We start from the raw sequence: 19,879 nt of genomic DNA, 5'->3' as shown, positions 1-19,879 counted from the left end.
GAGTTCATCTTGAATCGAAAGATTCATAAAAAATGCCATCCTTTCTGCATATTTCTACAAAAAGAATAGCGATTTTTTCGCTATATGGATACAAATTTATCTTAACTTGATGGTGATGTATAGTGACCCAAAATATGCCCCAAAAACTTTATAGTAATAATTCTCATGTTACCTCTCTGATTATTAGGATATTTTTTCTTACTATATGCATACTAAACGTACTATAAAAGGTACATAGAAAGTGAGGGAATCATGGCTAAATTTTTGAAGCGTTTAAAATATAGAGACAATCCTAAGTCATTTTCAATACGAGACAATACTCGTTTTCAGAAAAAAAATATTGAAGACTCCCTCTTAGGCGCTGATTTATCGAAAAACATAGCTGATATTCAGAATATATTTCGTCAAGCACCTGATTTAGTGATTCGCCGGTTTCAAATAAAAGCAGATGGATTAGAAGCCGCTTTAGTATATTTGTCTGGATTAACAGATAAAGAATTGATTCAAAATCATGTTCTAAGTCCTTTGATGAATAGTGATTTTGATACCAATACGGAACTTCCAATTCCATTAGGACAAATCAAAATTATTAATACGTGGAGTCAGATTGAAAATGCTATTTTTGGAGGAGATAGTGTTTTATTAATCCACAGTCGAACAACAGCACATCAATTGGATACGAAAGGATGGCCACAAAGAAATGTTGAAGACGCTCATAACGAAATAGCTCTAAAAGGTGCGCATCAAGGATTTACAGAAATTAGAAGTCAAAATATCGCAATGATTCGAAGGTATATTCCTCATCGTGAATTAACGGTAAAAGAAATAGTAATTGGTGTACGAAGCAAAACGAGGATTTCTATTTTATATTTGAAAGATGTAGCTTCTGAAGATGTGCTGAAGGAATTAGAAACACGGATTCATAATATTACAGTCGACGCTGTTGCTAGTAATGGGGAACTTATAGAATTCATTGAAGATAACCCGTACTCACCGTTTCCACAATTTATATTAACTGAAAGACCTGATTTGGCAGTATCTCACATTCTACAGGGCAGATTTGTAACTGTAATGGATCATTCGCCTAATGTGTTAATTGCTCCAACAAATTTTATTTCCTTTTTTCAAGGAGTGGATGATTACGGTACAAGGTGGTTAGTTGCTTCGTCTATTCGGATGCTTCGTTTTACCTCCTTTATAATTGCTTTATTTTTGCCTGCGAGTTATGTTGCGTTTATTTCCTTTAATTTTGAAGTTATTCCTGTAGAGCTATATTTATCTATTGCAGAATCAAGAACGCGCGTACCCTTTTCTCCTGTTATGGAAGCGTTACTTATGGAAATAACATTGGAAACGATGAGAGAAGGGGCTTTACGGATACCTACTCCGATCGGTCAGACAGTTGGAGTTGTAGGTGGTATTGTCATTGGACAGGCGGCTGTTCAGGCGGGAATTGTAAGCAACATTATGATTATTGTTGTTGCTATTACAGCCATCTCTTCTTTTGTTATCCCTAATTATGATATGGGAGCGGCAGTAAGACTTTTACGCTTTCCGATGATGCTAGCAGCTGCCTTATTTGGAATTGTTGGACTTGTTATCGGGTGGATGACTTTAATTGGACATCTAATCAGTCTTGAATCGCTAGGTACTCCTTACGGAACGCCATTAGCACCGTTTCGCTTTGCAGATATGAAAGATGCTTTTTTACGCTTTCCTTTATGGGCAATAAGAAGGCGTCCTAAGGGTAATGGAACCATTCAATCTATTCGACAAGGAAAGAATCCTAATAAAAGGTGAAATTATGAAAAAGTATGCCTATAATGACATCACTCTTATGCAGTATATTGTTTTAATCAATGGAATGCAGGTGGCCACTGGCGTTTTATCACTTCCGCGCGTGCTTGCAGAAAACGCTGGAATAGATGGATGGATAGCTATATTGATTGGTTGGATATTCTCCACAATATCAGGTGTTTTTATCGTGAAAACTGCTGCAAGATATCCCGAGGACACGATTTATGACATTCTTATACGATTGTTTGGAAAAATAGTAGGGAAAGCATTCGTTGTTATTTACATGATGTACTTCGCTTTTTATACTTGTATCGTTCTTGTAAACGCTATGCTTTTTCTTAAGGGATGGCTTCTTCCGAAAACGCCTGACTTTATCGTTATCTTTTTGTTTTCGATTCCTACCTTTTTTGTTGCGCGTAACGGTCCTCGTATTATAGGGCGATACTCCGAACTTTTTTTTATATGGCGCTTTGGATTCCGTTGTTTTTTTTGATACCGCTTAAAGAGAACGGAAGTTGGATGCCCTTCTTTCCGCTATTAAAAGAAGGATGGAAACCTGTATTAACGGCTGTACCGACCACTATTTTTGCTTATTTAGGGTTTGATATTGCTTTCTTTTTATATCCTTTTTTACAAAAAAAACAGTATGCAGTCCATGGAATGGTTATTGCAAACACATTAACGATGTTATTTTATTTATTTACTACTATTGTTTGTTTTGCTTATTTTAGCCCTGATAGCATTACGCAATATAATCAACCGGTACTAAATTTAGTGAAAGTAATTGAATTTCGTTTTTTAGAACGTTTTGACATGATTTTATTGGCTGTTTACTTAACCATTGTTTCCACATCATGGATTCCTGCCCTATACTGTTCTGTATTTTGTTCAAGCCAATTACTTGGAAAACAAGATCATAGCTCTCATGTAGTTGTTCTCTTATTGCTCATTATCGGCATCATATTTTGGACTCATCCTAGTTGGAATGAAGCCGAAATTTGGCAACAGGTATTTTCGAATGCTGGATTAGGATTAAGCTATATATTACCTATCATTTTATGGCTGTACTGCTGTCTATATGAGAAGTTTCGCCAGGGGAGGATACATTGAAAAGAAAAGTACTATGTTGTATTTTATTATCGGTGTTCATGATGACTGGATGCTTTGATCAAACAAATGTTGAAGATGTTTCTCTTACTCTCGTTCTTGGTATTGATTTAGATCGTAATGATAATTTATTAGTGTATATATCTAGCCCTGTTTTCAATAAAGAAGCAAAGATAAAAGAAGAAACTACTGGTGTGAAATCTGCTACGGTTCGAAAATCTAGAGACCAATTTGATGCTACTGTTATGGCACTTACCTCGGGAAGTAAAACACAGATTATTTTAGTTGGAAAAAGGCTACTGAAACGAAAAAACTGGGAAAATCACCTCGATCCATTTTACCGAGATCCTAAAAATACAGTTACCGCAAGGGTTGTCGCTGTAGATGGACCTGTTTCGGACGTCATCTTCTATAGCCCAAAAGATAAGCCGCGGCTTCCTATATATTTAACAAAACTAGTTGATACCGCTTCTTTAAGAAATATCACAGTAAAAACAACTCTTCAAGAACTATATGAACAAAGAGCAGACAAAGGGGTAACAGCAAATATTACTGAGGTGAAAAAAAAGAATAAAATATGGGTGACAGGTACAGCGTTATTGGATGAAAAAGGAAAGTATAAATTAACGCTAAAATCTGATGAAACCAAATTATTACGCATTTTGCAACAAAGAACTACAGGTGAGTTTCCATTCACAATTCCAATTAAGCTAAAGTCGGATAGCCAAGATAAAGATTGGATAAGTTTTACTGCCAATGGTATTAAAGTAAAGACAAAGGCAAGATATGATAATCATTTTATATTTAATGTAGATGTAAAGATGAGAATCGGTATTACAGAACGGCTTTTTTCGTTTAATACAAAAAAGGACGCAGCAAAATTACAAAAAGCGATTGAAACTAAGCTGGAAGCTGATTTCAAGCAATTAATACAAAAAATGCAAACTGCCAAAATCGACCCTATTGGGCTTGGAGGATATGCAAGAACCTACACATATCCAGAATGGAAAAAAGTCCAAAATAAATGGAATAATGAATTAGCAAAGGGCGATGTAAACGTCAAGGTTAAGATTAAAATTGGCGGGATGGGAACGATTAAGTAACACGAATTCAACTGGAATTCGTACTAAAATTGCAAGTACCTTCTATTTTAGAAGTGGAAATGTCTTTAATAGGGTTTACGCCCCATCACAATCAAGCTAAGAAAAGCAAATACCCCAAAACGAGAAAATTGGTATCTCCAGGTGAAAAGGTACAATTTTTTATTTTGGGGTGCTATAAAATTTTTAAGTTGATGGACATGGGGTCACCATATCAAAAAAAGAAAATTGTACGTTTAGACACATTTTAATCCAAGTGGATTTGTCACAAGAGAGCAATTTTCTATGTTCTTATATAGGACGATCATGACAGTAACAGATATGAAAAATTATGAATCGATTGGCTGGGTGAAGGAGAAAGAGAATTGGTACTATTATGAAAAAGATGGAAGTAAACGTAAGGATAACTTTACTTTAGATGGAGTAGAGTACTCCTTTTTTAAAGATGGAAGGCTATACCAAGGGAGAAAACAAGTAGGGAAAGATACTTTATACTATAGTGAACCTGGTAAACTAAAGACTGGATGGAGTTTTTCTGCAACTTCATGGAGCTATTTAAAAGATGGGAAGTATGTGACAGGAACATTTTTTTGTTATATATAAATTCAAATGAAATAAAAGTTCACAAGTCATATAAAAGGTTCTATATGAAAACCTTAAATTCATTTAGTGAAATGTTTTTTAATGAAATTAGTATAATCAATAAGAACATCTAAAACTTCCTGTTTTTTTCGCAACTCAGCAAGTCGCTTACTTAGTTGAGACATATCATCACATTTCCTTTCTGATTTATAACGTTAGTGTAAAACAGAAAAATTAAATTGCATCCTTATGACTTATAATAAGTCATAAATTATTTTTATTTGTAATAGTTAGTCTTGATGTTGTGATAATAGAAAGCCATTTATAATTCTATACGCGAAAAAATAGGAAGAAATCGATACATCAAATCGAGAATCTTCCTATTATATATGTTTACTAAAACAATGAATTTCCTATATCTATTGTGGCCAAGTTTTGACGTCTTGTACGTTCCCTTAAATAGCGTTCCGTCGTCATAATAGATTCGTGTCCTAAATAGTCACGTATTTTCTTAAGTTCGACACCTTTTCCCATCAAATGATTCGCAAAGAAATGTCTGCAGGTATGGGGGGTAATTCTATCCTTTCGGTAACGTAAAAATGGTAAGTTTGTTTCTTCAATCTTTTCTGCTACATATTTTGATAAGTAGTCGGCCCTATAGTAAGAGCCATCGGCTTTAGGTAGAAAAGCAGATGTACTAGAGGCGTCCAATTCACTTGTTTGTTTACGCAATTGACGAAGGCGACAGATATCGTCGAGTACATCTTCAAAAATACGAACTTCCCTGGCTTTATTTCCTTTCCCAACTACACGCAAGAGATAAGCATTTAATGAGGAATGGAATACAAGATCTGCCCATTTTGCGTTTGCAACTTCCTCAATCCGGAGTCCAGTAGTCGTAAGAAGGAAAAACAATGTATACATAAAGAAATTTGTTTTCTTCAGTGCATCTAGTATTTCATTTACTTCTTCAGGAAAGAGGTCACGATTGACCAGCTCTTCTTTTTTTACAGATACTTTTTTGAGACGACTACTATAGTCATCTGAGAGACCAGTGTTATCATAAACGTATTTTAGAAACTGCTGGACTACCGTTTTCTTTCGACGTAATGTAGTGGCAGCATACTTCTTACTTAGTTGATAGAAGTAGATTTCCATCTCATTATGGGATAAATCGTGAATGGTTCCGATTGTTTCTTTTATGTAGCGAAGAAAATGAGACAGATCATGCAGATAAATCTTTTTTGTTCGTTCACTTCTTTTTTTCGTTAAAGAAGGTTCATCGTGTAGAAATAAATAAACCAATGATTCTTCACTTAATTTAGAATAGTCAATATTTCTGATGCCCATACGCATAATTTTTTCAAAATGACTGCTATCAAAAAAATCTGATTTTGATTTTACAAGTTGGTTACTATGTTCGTAATTTATAATATTCAAATTTAAACACAACCTTTAGTAGAATGAAATATTAAGAAAATATTTTTTATATAAATTTTTATGATTCTAATTATACCACAATAAATGCATTATTTATTGTGGTATAAAATGAAATGTTTAAATATATATTTTCACCTTAATATTTAATGTTTCTGTTTAGGTGATGTATAATGGAAATGTTTAATTTATTTTTTTGTACATTTCAATCCAAGTGCGGTAGGAGGAGATTTTTTTGACTAATCTTCGTCGGAAAATTTTACATGAAATCTATAATTTAGAAGATACCCATTGTTCAATTTGCCCTCTGAACAACCTATCAGTGAATTGTACAGATGAGCAAGAACAGGCACAACAAAGAAACAATAAGCATTGCAAAGGTTGTCCCATTTTCGATTCCATCCGAGAGAAAGGAGAGGAATTGAATTCTTTATCGAAAAAGAGTACATTTAATAAGGTACGAGAACGTTATATGGAAAATCCATTTAAGTATCTGCAGTATAAGGAGTACTCAATCACAGATGTAGTAAAAGAGACAGGTTTAACAAAGTATCAACTAAGAAAATTTAAACAACAACTAGAATGAAAGTTTCGGATGAGGTGAGAAATGGACTATTTATCTTTAGAAGAGGTATGCGATAGGGTAGGTTTAACAAAAAATCAATTAGGCTATTTAATTAAGTATAAACACATCGAACCTATCAATCTGGATACCTGGAAAGCAGATGGTGGATATCGTTTTGAGCAAGAAGATGTAAAAAGGTTAGAGGAATTATACAAAGACTCTTTAACATTAAAAGAAGCGGCTGAATTTCTAAATAAATCTAAGACTTACGTTCATAATGCAGCTAAAGATGGGATATTGCCCTTTAAAGAGATTGCTAAAGGGAAATCTATTGAACGATTGTACTTAAAAAATGATCTGGAAATTTTCAAAGAAAGAATTGAAAATAGAACAAAAGAGGAGTCGAAAGAAAAAAAGCAGCATTTAAGTCTATATCTTGATGAAAAGGTAGTAGAAGCAATAAAGAAAAAGGCTGCAAAGAAAGGATATAATGGCTACAAGAAGTTTGCTGAAGACATTTTATCCGCAGAAGTAAAAGAAGACATAGAAGAATAGAAATTCTAGTGAGAATAGACCTCTAAAAAAACAAAAACGTTCTAAGTGGTCTATTTTTATTTTTAAGGGACTTTTTAACTATCAGGTATAAATACATTACCTAAGATGGCAATGTTGTTTACAGATGAATTTGAGAGGTCGTTTTTTTGGGTCCGTTCCGTAAAAAATTCATTGTAATTACAAAAAAGGGTTTATATATATAATATAGAAAATAGAGGGAAAGATAACAGATAATTTTAAGAGCGTTTTATTTAAGTTGAAAAAAGTGTAAAGAAAGAAATGAGAGGTAAGGATCCCAGGATTATAAATACAAAGACTTCATTTGGAACTTGGTAGGCCTATGAGAATGCTAGAGAGTTCGGGCAGACATATATCGCGGAATACATCAAAAAGCATACAAGCTTTATTTGAAATTTACATAATAAAAAACAGCATATCAAACTATAATAAATTATGAAAAAACAAGAAATACAGTATACATATTTAGGTTATAGTAAACTAAAGTATTTTCAAAATCCTAAACTAATAGATTATGAAAAGACTGAATTGGCTTTAAAATTTACGGATGAAGAAATTCAATTATTTAAAATAGGAAAAACTCCAGAGTATTATACATGGCATCATCATCAAGACACTGGAAGGATACAACTTGTAGATTATCAGACTCATTATGATACTGGTCATACAGGTGGATATAAAATTTTGGGAAAAGATAGCGATAAATAGGGAGGTACTTAGTCATGAGTCACATTACATGGATTAATGTAAATGAAAAAAGAGTAACAGATGACCAAATTAAACAATTAGAACAATACTTAAATATTAAATTTCCTAATGATTTTCTTGAGTGTGTACAAGAATATGATGGTGGATATCCAACGCCAGATACATTTAATATTCCAAATCAAGATGAAAATTCACTTAATAATCTTTTAACCTTAGATTCTGATAGAAAATATTCATTTCTAGAAACATATAATAATACGAAAGATAGATTACCTGACAAAATATATCCTTTTGCTAGAGATCCATTCGGCAATCTTCTATGCTTTAATTATCGAAACAACACTGATTCACCAACAATCGTATTCTGGGATCATGAGGAAGAAGACATAGAGGAAGCAATATATCCTGTTTGCTCAACACTTACAGAATTACTTGCTAGTCTACGTGATTTCGAAGAAGAAGATTGAGGAAACTAAAAAACGACCTAGAATTCTAGACCGTTTTTTTATGATTTACTACTTTTCCAACCATCATCCGTTTTCTCTAGTTCAATTACGATTACTTTTTTAGGATTACCTTTATATACAGCATCAACAGTTACTGTAGCAATTTCATTTTTCTCTTCGATTTTTCGAATTTTATAGCTTTTAAGATCCTTGCTAACGGATTTGATTAGTTCTGCATTTCCGCCCACAAAAGCAACGATTCTCTTCGCTTCAGGAGTGAATAACTCTCCAAAATCTTTTATATTTCCTTCTTTTGCATCTTCGAAATACGCTGTAGCAACTTCTTCGGGATCACGACTATTTCCACATGCTGCAAGTGCTGTAACTGATAAAGCCATTACCACCATTAACATGATTATTCGCGTTAATTTGTTCTTCATTCAAACCATTCCTTATATATAACGTAATTTTAACCCTTAAAAAGGGCTAAATTACTTGTATAAGTATATAATAATTAAAAAAATAAAACTATATATTTTTAGATATTATTTTTATGATATTAAAGGTATTAAAAGTGAAGGGAAGCAGGGGAAATCTACCTATTACTAAAATTTAGATTTCAATTATATACACTAGTATAATAATACTGTCAGAGCATGCTCTGATCAGTCAGCGTTATAGTGGTATAACAGACACATTCATTTTTAAAATCATAAAATCGGATTCACTTATCTTTACTTTAAAAATGGGTATATTGATGGCACTAGTATGTTTATACTGCATAATTCATTAATTCAAAGCTACAAAGAGATAAAATTTCTTTGTAGCTTTTTTAATTACTAAACACATCTAAAAAACTTCACGACAAACACATATTAACTCCGCACATAGCACAAGTTGAAATTATATAATTAATTCATAGTTAAACGCACAAAGGATTTTAATATAATAATATTAGGAATATACATTAAAAATTCGAATAAAATATAAATTGAATGCGAGGTTGTATTATGAACAAATTTAATAATGATAATGTACAAGGTTTAGTTTCTGAAGAAAACGTTGAACTATTAAAAGTTATGGCTCATCCAATACGTCTACAAATTGTTAGTGAATTGGCTAAGAGTAAGAAATTAAATGTAACACAATTAACTAATATTTTGGATATTCCACAATCAACAGTATCGCAACATTTATCCAAAATGAAAGGGAAAGCACTGAAAGCTGAAAGAAAAGGGTTAGAGATTTACTATCATATTCAAAACTCCAAAGCTGATAAAATCATACAAATACTAGGTCATGCTAATTAAATTTTAAAAATAGGTGGATGTATACCCAAACACGGATTACAATTCACCTATTTTTTATTTTATAAAAACATAAAAACGTTATAGTATAATTTCTATAATTATAGTCCTTGTTCTACGTATTAAAGGTTTTAAAGCGTATGTTATAGAATTTAAGTCTTGTGAACTACTCGTCACTTAGCAAAGCTTGAAGTGGGAGCTTCTCAGTTCCACGACGAAAGTACCCTTTCGTCTCCCTGAGCGTTACTTCGGGGTGTTCCACCCCTAGATGTCCAACGCTTGGACGCTCTTTTGGTACGGTTGATATTTTACGCAGGAACCGAATGGCTTGGTTTTCGCACTCAATTTTCTTCCTGCAACCTCATATATCAAGTTATCAAAGAACTTCATATAGCTAGTTTATCAAAAGTTTCTGGCTATGCCAAACCGAAATTCATCTCCCACCTACCGTCGGGCTACGCCCTTCACACGCTTGAGGAAGGAGAATTCTTTCGGGGAATTCGTTAAAAATGAAAGAATGAGCTTACTTTATAGTGTGAAATGCTGAATTATCAACTGAGACAGTTTATTTAGTACCCATTGAAAAGTTTCCAGTTTCATATCTTTTTACATCTGATGTAGAAAGACATAATAGTCTAAACTAAAATCTCATGAACAATCGTTGATAAATAGCCATTATCATAAATTTTATAAAAACCGGAGAATGGTTTAAACCCGTAGTTGTTGGAAAAACAACCACACAAAAAACCAAATTACATATTATTGGAGCTAATGAATCTGTAACACTAACGCCAATAGAATTAATGCTTTTTCTTAAAGATAATAAGGAATAAATAAAAGAGTTATTTTTATTTCTCAATTAATATCTGAATGTTTTAATAATAAATTTTTATGCTTTTATTGCATAATTCATTAATCTAGTTCCTATATTTATCGAATTTAAACAAATATAGGAAAATGAAACATTAATAAATATACAAAATATGAAAAATATGTTGAATATTGTCTCATTCTCTACGTTTATTTCTCCGTATATCCCAATTAATCTATTAGGTGAGAAGAATAAATTCTTGCAAAAGATTATAGGAGGAGAAATTTATGAAGAAAATTATTATTGGGGCATTAACGTTAGGTGTCATGCTAGGATCGGGTGGTAGTTTTGCATCTGCAGATGAACTTGATAGTGTTTCTCAAAATGGAAACACTATACAATCTATATCAGCTTCCACCACAAAATCAATAACTGCGAGCCAGTTTAGCAAAGTCTATGCAGAGATGAAAAAATATGAAGGTAAACCATATAAATATGGTGGAAATAGTCCTAAAACTGGATTTGATTGTTCGGGATTAATGCAATGGGGATATGGAACACAAGGGATTAAATTACCACGCACATCACAAGATCAATATAATCAAACAACACGCGTTGAAAAAAAGGCTCTTCAACCAGGAGATTTAGTTTTCTTTAAAGGAACGGTTGCGGGCAAATCAGGTATTACTCATGTTGGTATGTATATTGGTAATAACAAGTTTTATAATGCTAGTAATTCCGGAGTAGGTGAAGCTAGCTTAGATAGTACGTATTGGAGTAAATATATTGCAGGATATGGTCGAGTTAAATAAAAAATGGATTATAAGGTTCCAGAAAAAGAACTGAAGTCAAAATTGACTTCAGTTCTTTTTGATTAATTAATGTCCTCGGACAACAAAAGTACTAATCACTCGGCCATTGTAAGTTACCTCGTATTTATTTCCCTCTGTGATTGGCATAGGGAAAACAACTGGAGAAGATAACCCCTTTGTAGTAACATTTGTCGTACCAATAACTTTATTAAACTCATATTGTTTAATAGTATATGTTACTCCTTTATCTCCTACCATAGAAAAAGAACCTGTCATATAAGCTGGTACATCAGTTCCATTTTCATAATCTCTACCAGCAACCTTAACCTTTTGAATCTTCGCATCATTAATCGCAGCTTCTGCTTTTGTTAAACTTAATTCTGGAAAAGACAAAGTTGTTATACCTAAAGTTCCCAAAAGAATAGTACTAGATAAAATAATTTTTTTGAACATTGCAAATCCTCCTAATATTTTTATTTTACTTACGTTTAAACATTAACATATTCTGTTAAAATATTACATATTCGGGATTTGATAAATAAATGTCTAATTATTCATATAATTACAAATATTTTCCGGTGAATTCTTAACACGGTTACTTGGTTCAACTGCGTTTTTGCTGAAGCAGCTATCTTCGCTACTTTGTTAGGACTTTTAGGCTTTTTAGAGCAACTGCGAGCTGAGCGTAAAAAGGAAATGAAAAAATTAATCAATTGTAAAACCTGAAAATGGATGCTTTTTTAAAGAGCATCCATACAGTCAATGTTTTGATATTATTATCAAAAATTCCGATGAAGCAATATGTCTAGAAAAAAATACATTTGAGTTTTATAGAGTTTAAATGCAAATACTCTATTTGTTATGTTTATTATGAGGGTTCATTTTCATTATTTGGCTCTCAAATGAAGCAACTTTAGTATTCACTCAAAAATCCATTGTCTATGAAACAACTAGATTTTTAAACGGCTTTAATAGACAGATGTCTATTGTATTTTTGGCGGCAAGATTAAGTATACTTTTTTGTTACTTTACAATAAAGTATACTTAATATCAGTAATTCATGTAATTAGGAGTGGTTTCTATATTTAGGGAAAATACAAAAAGGATACTTCTGTCATTAGTAACAAATCCAATACTAATAATTGTATACGGGATTTTTTGTTATGAGTTAGCCTTATACTGTAAGTACGGAAGAATGAATTATAATATTTATATTTTTTTATTATGTATAGTACTTTTTATATCCATGACTACATTTACTACAATGCGGGTGATAAAAAATAGAGAATATGAATCTAAAAAATTAACTAATTCAATAGCATGGAGATCCATTTCTATTATCATTATTGTTGCAATTACATCATTTTATGGGATGCAGATTTATAAAAGTGCAATAAATTACAATGGCAAATTGTCATGGTTTATAGAAAGGTTAAAACATGAAAGGTCAGTTAAACTTAAACATAATAATATATATGAATCTGGAGTAGAAGGTATTTTTGAAGATATAAATAAAAAATATCCTTTGCCAAAGAAATTGTATATGGCAACTGATTTTGATCTTACATTTCATTCAGATGGAACAATCACAGTGTTTGATACATTTGTTTATGGGAAAAATGTTGATGGGAAAGAAGAAACTTATTTAATCTCTTATAATGAGAAGAAATCAGAAGATATTACTATAATACGAGACGGATATGCAAAGCCTGATTATGATGATGATAAATTAGTAGAACCTTTAATTAAAACGGTTAAGGCGATTCCAGTTAAGCAAACGGTTAGAAAGTGGAATGAAAGTAAGTATGGGTTGATTTATTATGGAAAAAGAAATTGGGGATCCAATACAGAGGGAATTATTAATATTACTGAGGATGGTAAGGGGCAGAGTCTTAAAGAAGCAGCTTCTGATATCATTGGATATACTGTATCTATATTTGTCCCTGGAAAAGAGAAAGAGCTAGTCCCTGCTAGATATAATTTAATATGTGACGCAAGTTGGAGTAAATCAAAGACGCCTCCAAATGAAGATAGGCTTAAAGAGAAGAAACAACAAGATTTAAAGAATGAAAAAGAACAGTTTTTCCTATCAAAAGAAGTTGGTTATAAACTAAATATGACAGATAAAGCATTAGGGAGCGCCTTTTATTCATTAAGCAAGACTAGTGATGAAGGGGAAACATGGGAGGTTATCAATCCAGACCCATTTAATAGGGGGATTGGTAGTGTATCAGGAATCACTTTTATAAATGATAAACTTGGGTTTTTAGGAGCAGTTAGACCTTCTGGTAATGAGGGAGAGTTATATCGCACAGATGATGGGGGGGTATCTTTCAAAAAGGTAGAATATCCGCCGCATGAAGTGAAATTAGATCATACACAGTCCAAAATAAGTCCTTTTGATTCTCCTAGTATGCCATATGAGAAAGATGGGGTTTTTAATATGTTAGTTGGACAAGGGGCAGATGGAGACTACAATGGCGATAGTAGTGCACTTTATCAATCAAAAGATAACGGAGAGACATGGGAATTTGTAGAAGAAGTGAAAAAGAAATAATCAGAATGTTTTTTTGAAAAATAAGGTAACTACTCAGCTATACATTTCATTTAGAAGTTTGGTAAGGGGTCTCGCCACACATCCATCAACTTAAGGAATATTTTTATACAAAATGCGGTCTTTTCACGTAGTATTTTATTATCGTTTATAGATGTTATAAAAGTAGGCATATCAAATAAACCCTGACGGGTTTGAATTTTTTTACTATGCTACTTGATGAGTCGGAGTGGTATAATTGTAAACAACACCCAAAATATCAAAGACTGTTTTTTCTCATATCGATGAGATTTTCGTCCGTTTCGCTGTAGAAGGTTAAACAGACGAAGGAGAATCTTTGATAATTCTTGGGTGTTCTTATGTAATGCTTGATGAAAAAGTAAGAAAAAATCTTTAATTATGTACATCGCTTTATATTCACTTAGCTCTTTCTGTTTCTTATGTAAAAGGAGTTCCCTCATTTTAAACATAGTAGAAGAACATAATAGGATACTAATAAGTTGTCCATAAAGGTGACATTCTAACCGCTCTTGTTTAATAGATTTACAACGATGAATTTGAAACCAAGATTTCCATATTTTAAATAACAGCTCAATTTGCCAACGCAGTGAATATAAATCATAGATTTTCTCTTTTGGTATCCATTCCGTAGGAATGTTTGTCATATATACCGTAATTCCTTGTAAAAGTTTCGTACGCTCTGTATATGTAATTCCTTTTTTCTTTTCGCGAATAGCTCGATCACGTAAGCGTTTCTGTTTTTGCTCCTCCGTACATCTGTAAACCACAATACGAGTAGGCAGTTTGTCTTTACTCCCTACATAGACATCATGTAACTCATACACCTGGCCAGGTTGTAATTGTTTCATGATGTCTTCCAAATGAATTTGTATATATACCGGCCTCGATTGAGAGGGTTTTGTTTTAAATACCACTGTTTCGAATTCTTTTCTATATATTTTAGTTGGTAATTTAAGACGTGATAAATAATATCCTTGTTTCTCTTGGATAGACTTAAAGTCTTGTAAACGAAAATATCCTAAGTCACGAATATATAGTTCATTCTTTTGTGTCAGGCTTGTTCGAGTCGCACCATACGCCTGATCACTTCGTTTTCCTGGTTCAATTTTCACATCAGAAAATTCTCCACTCAACAAGTCATACTCTAGTTGGATTTTCACACCAGCTTTATGACTACATCCTCCGGCACCAGGATAAGTAGATGCGAATCGATCTGGAACTTGAAAGGTTGTAGAATCAAGGATGAGAATGCGCTCAAAGTAAGCAGAAAGAGAATGAGAAATCTTAGATAACCCTCCAATTTTAGTTTGTAGAAGTGTAGCAAATACAGTTCGAAAGAAGGCTACAGAGGCAGAGTTAAATCGTCGATTAAGTCCTTCAGGACTTAATAAAATTCCTGTTGAAGCTTCTAATTGACTACAAAGTTGAGTAAGAGAGGTAGTAGCGATTTGTTGATTTAGCCATACACATAAAGATAAAAAATGGTGCCCATGGCACTTACGTTTTCGTTTCATTCCGCCAGCTTCTATAGCTAATTGATTAAGTGTAGCAGGAGACATATATTGATATAACTCTTCGGCAAATAAAGACAACTCTTGTGTTGGATTCATATTCATAAAAAGCACGTCACCCTTTCTTATTAATATAAGAGAATAGTAACGCGCTTTTAATTAATAGTCTAAATATTCAAGTTGATGGATGTGTGGCGGGACACCATTCAGCATTAAATGGATTGACTCCTTACCAATACTCAAAATCGATTGTGTAATCTAATTTGTGTTCTAGTTTTTATTGACCAGGTCAAAATATGAAAACGATAGAGAGAGGAAATAAAATGAATATAGTGAACTTACGCCCTAAACAGCGTTCTAAGTATCGTATTATGCTAGGAACATGGTATTACTCTACAAAGAGGTACATCCAGTGGTTAGCAGACGGAAAAACATACGCAAAAACTTTACAACAAGAAAAGTTACCCTGTACAGCGATTCAGCACCGAACGATACTACTTCGTAAGCTCAAGGATGTAGATATGTGGTATCAACAGAATAAAGTTGTTAATTTAAAGATTGCCATTAAACAGCTAGATGGTATCGTCATTAGACCGGGAGAAACATTCTCTTACTGGCGTTTAATAGGTAAGCCTACTAGGAGAAAAGGGTATGTAGAAGGTATGATACTACACTATGGATCTTTTCAAGCAGGCATTGGAGGAGGGCTTTGTCAGCTTTCAAATTTAATATATTGGATGACCTTACATACACCACTGACAGTAACAGAGCGATATCGTCATAGCTTTGATGTCTTTCCTGATTCCAAGCGGACCCAGCCGTTTGGAAGCGGAGCGACTTGTTCCTATAACTACTTGGACTTACAAATTAAAAATGAAACGGACCAATCGTATCAACTTCACCTTTATATCACAGATAAACATTTAGTTGGTGAATGGAGAACAGCCTATCCGCAGCTTTATCAATATGAAGTTTATGAAAAAGAACACTCAATCCAATCTGCATACTGGGGTGGTTATATACGACATAATGTTATTCAACGTAGAGTATATAGCCAACAGAAACAGTTTGTAGAAGATCAATATGTAACGGAGAATCACGCTATAATGATGTACGAACCATTATTAGCTTGTAATAACGAGGAAAGTGGAGATTAATATAGCACACCAGTAGTTTATCCGGTTCTGGTGCAAAAAATAATGTCATTGTGTACACTGAAATTATGCATAAAAAGTACGTCACTCTTTCTCTTTAATATAAAAGAATAGTAACGTGCTTTTAACTTTAAAAATAGCCTAAAATGCTTAAGTTGATGGACATGGGGTCTCGCCACATCGCTATCAACTTAAAGAGTAATCACCAAAAAAATGAAAAAAAGGCTGACTTTTGATGAGTTTAGTTCTGTAAATCTAAATAATTTTAGTTTAAACTTTCTTGTTTAAATAGTTTGGAGTTTCATGTCCTTGTTGTACAAAGACATGAAAGTAGGAACTAATTATACAGTGTAGAATGCTGAATTAACTATAGATACCTTTCATTTAGTACCCATTTTCTTGTTCACATATTGAGACAAGAAAATGGGTACTTTTTTAAACAGAGACACCAAAGTGGATACTTTTTAAAAATATCCAATACTAATTAAATGTGAAGTTAAAATTCAATTCTACATAAATAATAAAAGATATTCATAAATGCTCTATTTTCTTGTCTAAAAATTATCGATTTTCGAGCTTGCGACAAAAAACCCTGAACTATTTAACCAATAATAATGTAATGTTCATGAAATATATAGATTTCAAAAGAAATTTATGTTCTAGATATGAATAATTCTCAGATCACAAACAAACATTATATACATTGTATAAACCATTGGATCCTATAAAAAGAAAGAAGATACAAAAAATTGACTAATGTAATTTGTTTTGTTAACCTCTTATTATTATACACGAAAGGCTTGAGGATGATGATTCGTCGTTTAAAAAAATTTAAAAATGTGGCTGTCTTATTAAGCTTCTAAGTAAATTGCAAAAATCTACAATACTTAGAAGCGAGGAATATAGTTATGAAGCATCCATTATTTAATCATTGGTCTGAAACAAAGTATTTAAAAGATATAGTAACAAATCCACTTATTGAAGTAGGAGAGTACTCCTATTATTCAGGATATTATGGACATCAAAATTTTGAAGATGGTTGTGTAAGATATTTGTGGGGAGATGTTAAGTCTCGAGCGCTTTTCAATCCAATTGAACAAATGGGTTGGCATCTTGATAAACTCATAATCGGAAATTATGTTTGTATTGCAACTGGAGTTGTCATATTAATGGGGGGTAATCATAACCACCACTCAGAATGGGTTACAGTTTATCCATTCGTTGAGCAAATAGAACAATCATTTGAACCGAAGGGTGATACAGTCATAAAAAGTGATGCTTGGATTGGTATGAATGCTATAATCATGCCTGGTGTTACAATTGGCGAAGGTGCAATTATTGCAGCTGGATCTGTAGTTTCTAAAGATGTTCCACCATATACAATAGTTGGGGGTAATCCCGCTAAAGAAATAAAAAGACGGTTTAGTGATACAGAAATTAATATGTTAATGGAAATGCGTTGGTTTGATTGGAATAGAGAATTAGTTGAGAGGGCAATTCCTCTTTTATCCAGTCCCTCTATAGAGCAGTTATACAATTTCTATAAAAGTGAAGTGAAAAATAAATAAATTAGTAAAAAACTACATTCTATATAGAATGTAGTTTTTTTATAGGTATTTAAATCATCATATAACATCTAATGGTTTAATCATTTGAACACTTCTGTATAGTTAGTCCAGTAGCAAAATTGAAAAATTAATTTTGTTACACCTTTTAAAGAGCCTCCCATTTTAAAAAATTACCCATTTTCTTGGCCCAAAACAGTGATAGGTATAGAAGTCTTCACTTTCTTGTCTTTGTAAAAATTGGACGGCTGCTTGATTAAATCGTTGATTCAGTCCTTCAGGACTGATGAATACTTCTGTTGATGCTTCTAAACAGCTAGATAACTGAGTTAAAGACGTCGTAGCGACATTTTGGTTTATCCATACACATAAAGCGACTAAATCTTTTACTTGGTACTTACTGGTTCGTTGCACAAAAACAACATCTCTAGCAAGAGTGCGTAAGATATTTGGGGATAAAAAGCTTTGAATTTCTTGAGCAAATAATTGTAATTTATCAGATACAGAAATAGACATATAAAAACGCCATCCTTTCCTATGATTCTACAGAAAGAATAGCGTATTTATTCGCTTTATAGATACATTTTTTTAGCTCGATGGCGATGTGGTGTTACTTCAAATATAATTATTTTATTTGAAGGTTGTAGTTTTAGAATAAAGTTTGATCAAAATGGAGTTGCTCTTTTAATATAAGAATATGATTTTTATAAAACAGATTGATCGGGCAAATACCTCAAAGATTAGTTAGAGGAAGTGATCCCCTTCAGAAACGTCTTTGTCTGCTTCAGACTAAGTATACTGGCTGGAGAGGCCATATCAAACTGATAGCCGTGACCAGCTTTTATCTCATTGGGATTGAAAAATAAAGAAGTAACTGGGACGTCCTTTTCTTGAAGTGTAGCGACGAAAGTCCTGGCTTGTGTTTCAAATGAATTCGTGTTGCCGTCGGTTACAAATGCAGGAGGGAAGTCTTTAGTGATATACTTTGACAGATTTAAGACATCAAACTTCGGATTGTCCATCCAGTTCTTATCACCCAAAATGCCCCAGCCCATACGTTTGATTATGAATTGTTGCACGGGCTTTAGATCACTATGCTGAAATGCTGTAATATCGTAGGGGGCGCTATATAGTAATAAGCCCTTGATTGTATTCGTCGATACGGATTGCGGGACTCCCACGAGATTTGCATATTCGGAATTGGTTTGGATCAGGGCAAACTCCCCGGCCAAGAAAGCTCCCGCTGAGGAACCGGCCAAGATCACCTGCGATGGGTCCAAGGGGTATTTTTGAGCTAACTGCTGCAAATAAGACAATACCTCGCCGACCTGCTTCGTCTGATCAAACAAAGTGGCCCCTGGCGCTAACTCGTAATTCATGGATACTACAGCAAATCCTTCCGAGGCAAGCGCCCTTGAATAATCCGCAGGCATATACTTGTCTCCATTAATAAAGCCTCCACCGTGGATAAAGATAATCACAGGCAGTGGCTTCGAATCAGTTTGAGGAAGGTAAAGGTCCAATTTATTTTCTTGGTACTTGGATGGATATGAGATGTCAGAGAGAACCCGAGTTTGTTTCATAAGAGCCGGCAAATCGGATGGGTGGGAACCATAATTTTCAGGATTATTCTTGCTGCCAAGCATTTGGAGCACCCAAATGCTTGGCTGAGGTGTCCAAATGGTGAATGCAGCCGTGATTAGAACAATCATCAAAACAGCAATCCCTGTAAACTTAACTAATTTGAAGTTGCGCTTTTTTTCTACTCGTTGGTTGGGTATTTGTACTTGTGTCATCGGTTAACCTCCTGCATCCATGTCCTCGGTCTG

14 protein-coding genes and 6 pseudogenes are annotated in these 19,879 nt (G+C 33.3%); 14 read left to right on the top strand and 6 right to left on the bottom strand.

Features of this window, described 5'->3' with window-relative positions; genetic code table 11:
- Positions 1-252 precede the first annotated feature (252 nt).
- From JFT89_RS12845 to JFT89_RS12830, 4 genes and pseudogenes are all read left to right on the top strand, one after another.
- Complete coding sequence (locus JFT89_RS12845) at positions 253-1,800, top strand: spore germination protein (RefSeq protein WP_201040127.1); 1,548 nt, start codon at positions 253-255, stop codon at positions 1,798-1,800.
- Positions 1,751-2,907 (top strand): annotated as a pseudogene (locus tag JFT89_RS12840) (GerAB/ArcD/ProY family transporter). The gene JFT89_RS12845 and the pseudogene JFT89_RS12840 overlap by 50 nt, the downstream one beginning before the upstream one ends.
- Entirely contained in the window at positions 2,904-4,007 is a 1,104-nt protein-coding gene (locus JFT89_RS12835; protein WP_033707371.1) for a Ger(x)C family spore germination protein, read from the top strand. The pseudogene JFT89_RS12840 and the gene JFT89_RS12835 overlap by 4 nt, the downstream one beginning before the upstream one ends.
- Before the next feature lie 303 nt (positions 4,008-4,310).
- Positions 4,311-4,592: pseudogene (locus tag JFT89_RS12830) on the top strand (S-layer homology domain-containing protein); the annotation flags it as partial.
- Between the two features lie 390 nt (positions 4,593-4,982).
- Here JFT89_RS12830 and JFT89_RS12825 read toward each other — a convergent pair.
- A complete protein-coding gene (locus tag JFT89_RS12825) occupies positions 4,983-6,026 on the bottom strand; it encodes a tyrosine-type recombinase/integrase (protein WP_033707513.1) in 1,044 nt (347 codons plus the stop codon).
- 232 nt (positions 6,027-6,258) lie between these two features.
- On the opposite strand from JFT89_RS12825, the gene JFT89_RS12820 reads away from it, so the two are divergent.
- From JFT89_RS12820 to JFT89_RS12805, 4 genes and pseudogenes are all read left to right on the top strand, one after another.
- On the top strand, positions 6,259-6,609 hold the full coding sequence (locus JFT89_RS12820) for a zinc-finger domain-containing protein (RefSeq protein WP_201040126.1): 351 nt from the start codon (positions 6,259-6,261) through the stop codon (positions 6,607-6,609).
- A 21-nt stretch (positions 6,610-6,630) separates the two neighbouring features.
- Positions 6,631-7,143, top strand: a complete 513-nt coding sequence (locus JFT89_RS12815) for a helix-turn-helix domain-containing protein (RefSeq protein ID WP_201040125.1) — start codon at positions 6,631-6,633, stop codon at positions 7,141-7,143.
- Between the two features lie 543 nt (positions 7,144-7,686).
- Positions 7,687-7,869 (top strand): annotated as a pseudogene (locus tag JFT89_RS12810) (HNH endonuclease); the annotation flags it as partial.
- 14 nt (positions 7,870-7,883) lie between these two features.
- Positions 7,884-8,336 carry an SMI1/KNR4 family protein gene (locus JFT89_RS12805; RefSeq protein ID WP_002069706.1) on the top strand — a complete coding sequence of 151 codons (453 nt, stop codon included), beginning with the start codon at positions 7,884-7,886 and terminating at the stop codon, positions 8,334-8,336.
- 38 nt (positions 8,337-8,374) lie between these two features.
- Here the strand turns inward: JFT89_RS12805 and JFT89_RS12800 are convergent, their stop codons facing one another.
- On the bottom strand, positions 8,375-8,755 hold the full coding sequence (locus tag JFT89_RS12800) for a nuclear transport factor 2 family protein (protein ID WP_201040124.1): 381 nt from the start codon (positions 8,753-8,755) through the stop codon (positions 8,375-8,377).
- Between the two features lie 570 nt (positions 8,756-9,325).
- Between JFT89_RS12800 and JFT89_RS12795 the strand changes: the two genes are divergently transcribed.
- Positions 9,326-9,625: an ArsR/SmtB family transcription factor gene (locus JFT89_RS12795; RefSeq protein ID WP_002016873.1), complete on the top strand. Its 300-nt coding sequence runs from the start codon at positions 9,326-9,328 to the stop codon at positions 9,623-9,625.
- 1,095 nt (positions 9,626-10,720) lie between these two features.
- Positions 10,721-11,245 carry a C40 family peptidase gene (locus JFT89_RS12790; RefSeq protein ID WP_201040123.1) on the top strand — a complete coding sequence of 175 codons (525 nt, stop codon included), beginning with the start codon at positions 10,721-10,723 and terminating at the stop codon, positions 11,243-11,245.
- A 66-nt stretch (positions 11,246-11,311) separates the two neighbouring features.
- Here the strand turns inward: JFT89_RS12790 and JFT89_RS12785 are convergent, their stop codons facing one another.
- Complete coding sequence (locus JFT89_RS12785) at positions 11,312-11,698, bottom strand: hypothetical protein (RefSeq protein WP_002203991.1); 387 nt, start codon at positions 11,696-11,698, stop codon at positions 11,312-11,314.
- A gap of 295 nt (positions 11,699-11,993) precedes the next feature.
- Between JFT89_RS12785 and JFT89_RS12780 the strand changes: the two are divergent.
- Positions 11,994-12,086, top strand: a pseudogene (locus tag JFT89_RS12780) (phosphoribulokinase); the annotation flags it as partial.
- Positions 12,087-12,317: 231 nt separating this feature from the next.
- Positions 12,318-13,802: a WD40/YVTN/BNR-like repeat-containing protein gene (locus JFT89_RS12775; protein ID WP_307838608.1), complete on the top strand. Its 1,485-nt coding sequence runs from the start codon at positions 12,318-12,320 to the stop codon at positions 13,800-13,802.
- Between the two features lie 204 nt (positions 13,803-14,006).
- Here JFT89_RS12775 and JFT89_RS12770 read toward each other — a convergent pair.
- Positions 14,007-15,436, bottom strand: a pseudogene (locus JFT89_RS12770) (IS4 family transposase).
- Between the two features lie 218 nt (positions 15,437-15,654).
- Here JFT89_RS12770 and JFT89_RS12765 point away from each other — a divergent pair.
- Both JFT89_RS12765 and JFT89_RS12760 read left to right on the top strand, forming a co-directional pair.
- Positions 15,655-16,488: a VanW family protein gene (locus tag JFT89_RS12765; RefSeq protein ID WP_016119196.1), complete on the top strand. Its 834-nt coding sequence runs from the start codon at positions 15,655-15,657 to the stop codon at positions 16,486-16,488.
- A gap of 905 nt (positions 16,489-17,393) precedes the next feature.
- Positions 17,394-18,053 (top strand): CatB-related O-acetyltransferase, encoded by a 660-nt coding sequence (locus JFT89_RS12760; protein ID WP_201040121.1) that lies wholly within the window; start codon positions 17,394-17,396, stop codon positions 18,051-18,053.
- Positions 18,054-18,281: 228 nt separating this feature from the next.
- Here JFT89_RS12760 and JFT89_RS12755 read toward each other — a convergent pair.
- Positions 18,282-18,566 (bottom strand): annotated as a pseudogene (locus JFT89_RS12755) (IS4 family transposase); the annotation flags it as partial.
- A gap of 224 nt (positions 18,567-18,790) precedes the next feature.
- Positions 18,791-19,846: an alpha/beta hydrolase gene (locus JFT89_RS12750; protein ID WP_016093769.1), complete on the bottom strand. Its 1,056-nt coding sequence runs from the start codon at positions 19,844-19,846 to the stop codon at positions 18,791-18,793.
- Positions 19,847-19,879: the final 33 nt, after the last annotated feature.

Origin of the sequence: Bacillus sp. TH25, assembly GCF_016650935.1 — a bacterium.
GTDB classification, from domain to species: domain Bacteria; phylum Bacillota; class Bacilli; order Bacillales; family Bacillaceae_G; genus Bacillus_A; species Bacillus_A mycoides.
This window is presented reverse-complemented; position numbering and strand designations above follow the sequence as displayed.

Coding starts and splice junctions, on each gene's coding strand:
- JFT89_RS12845 (WP_201040127.1), top strand. CDS start 253: ATGGCTAAATTTTTGAAGCGTTTAAAATATAGAGACAATCCTAAGTCA.
- JFT89_RS12815 (WP_201040125.1), top strand. CDS start 6,631: ATGGACTATTTATCTTTAGAAGAGGTATGCGATAGGGTAGGTTTAACA.
- JFT89_RS12805 (WP_002069706.1), top strand. CDS start 7,884: ATGAGTCACATTACATGGATTAATGTAAATGAAAAAAGAGTAACAGAT.
- JFT89_RS12800 (WP_201040124.1), bottom strand. CDS start 8,755: ATGAAGAACAAATTAACGCGAATAATCATGTTAATGGTGGTAATGGCT.
- JFT89_RS12795 (WP_002016873.1), top strand. CDS start 9,326: ATGAACAAATTTAATAATGATAATGTACAAGGTTTAGTTTCTGAAGAA.
- JFT89_RS12790 (WP_201040123.1), top strand. CDS start 10,721: ATGAAGAAAATTATTATTGGGGCATTAACGTTAGGTGTCATGCTAGGA.
- JFT89_RS12785 (WP_002203991.1), bottom strand. CDS start 11,698: ATGTTCAAAAAAATTATTTTATCTAGTACTATTCTTTTGGGAACTTTA.
- JFT89_RS12765 (WP_016119196.1), top strand. CDS start 15,655: ATGAATATAGTGAACTTACGCCCTAAACAGCGTTCTAAGTATCGTATT.
- JFT89_RS12760 (WP_201040121.1), top strand. CDS start 17,394: ATGAAGCATCCATTATTTAATCATTGGTCTGAAACAAAGTATTTAAAA.
- JFT89_RS12750 (WP_016093769.1), bottom strand. CDS start 19,846: ATGACACAAGTACAAATACCCAACCAACGAGTAGAAAAAAAGCGCAAC.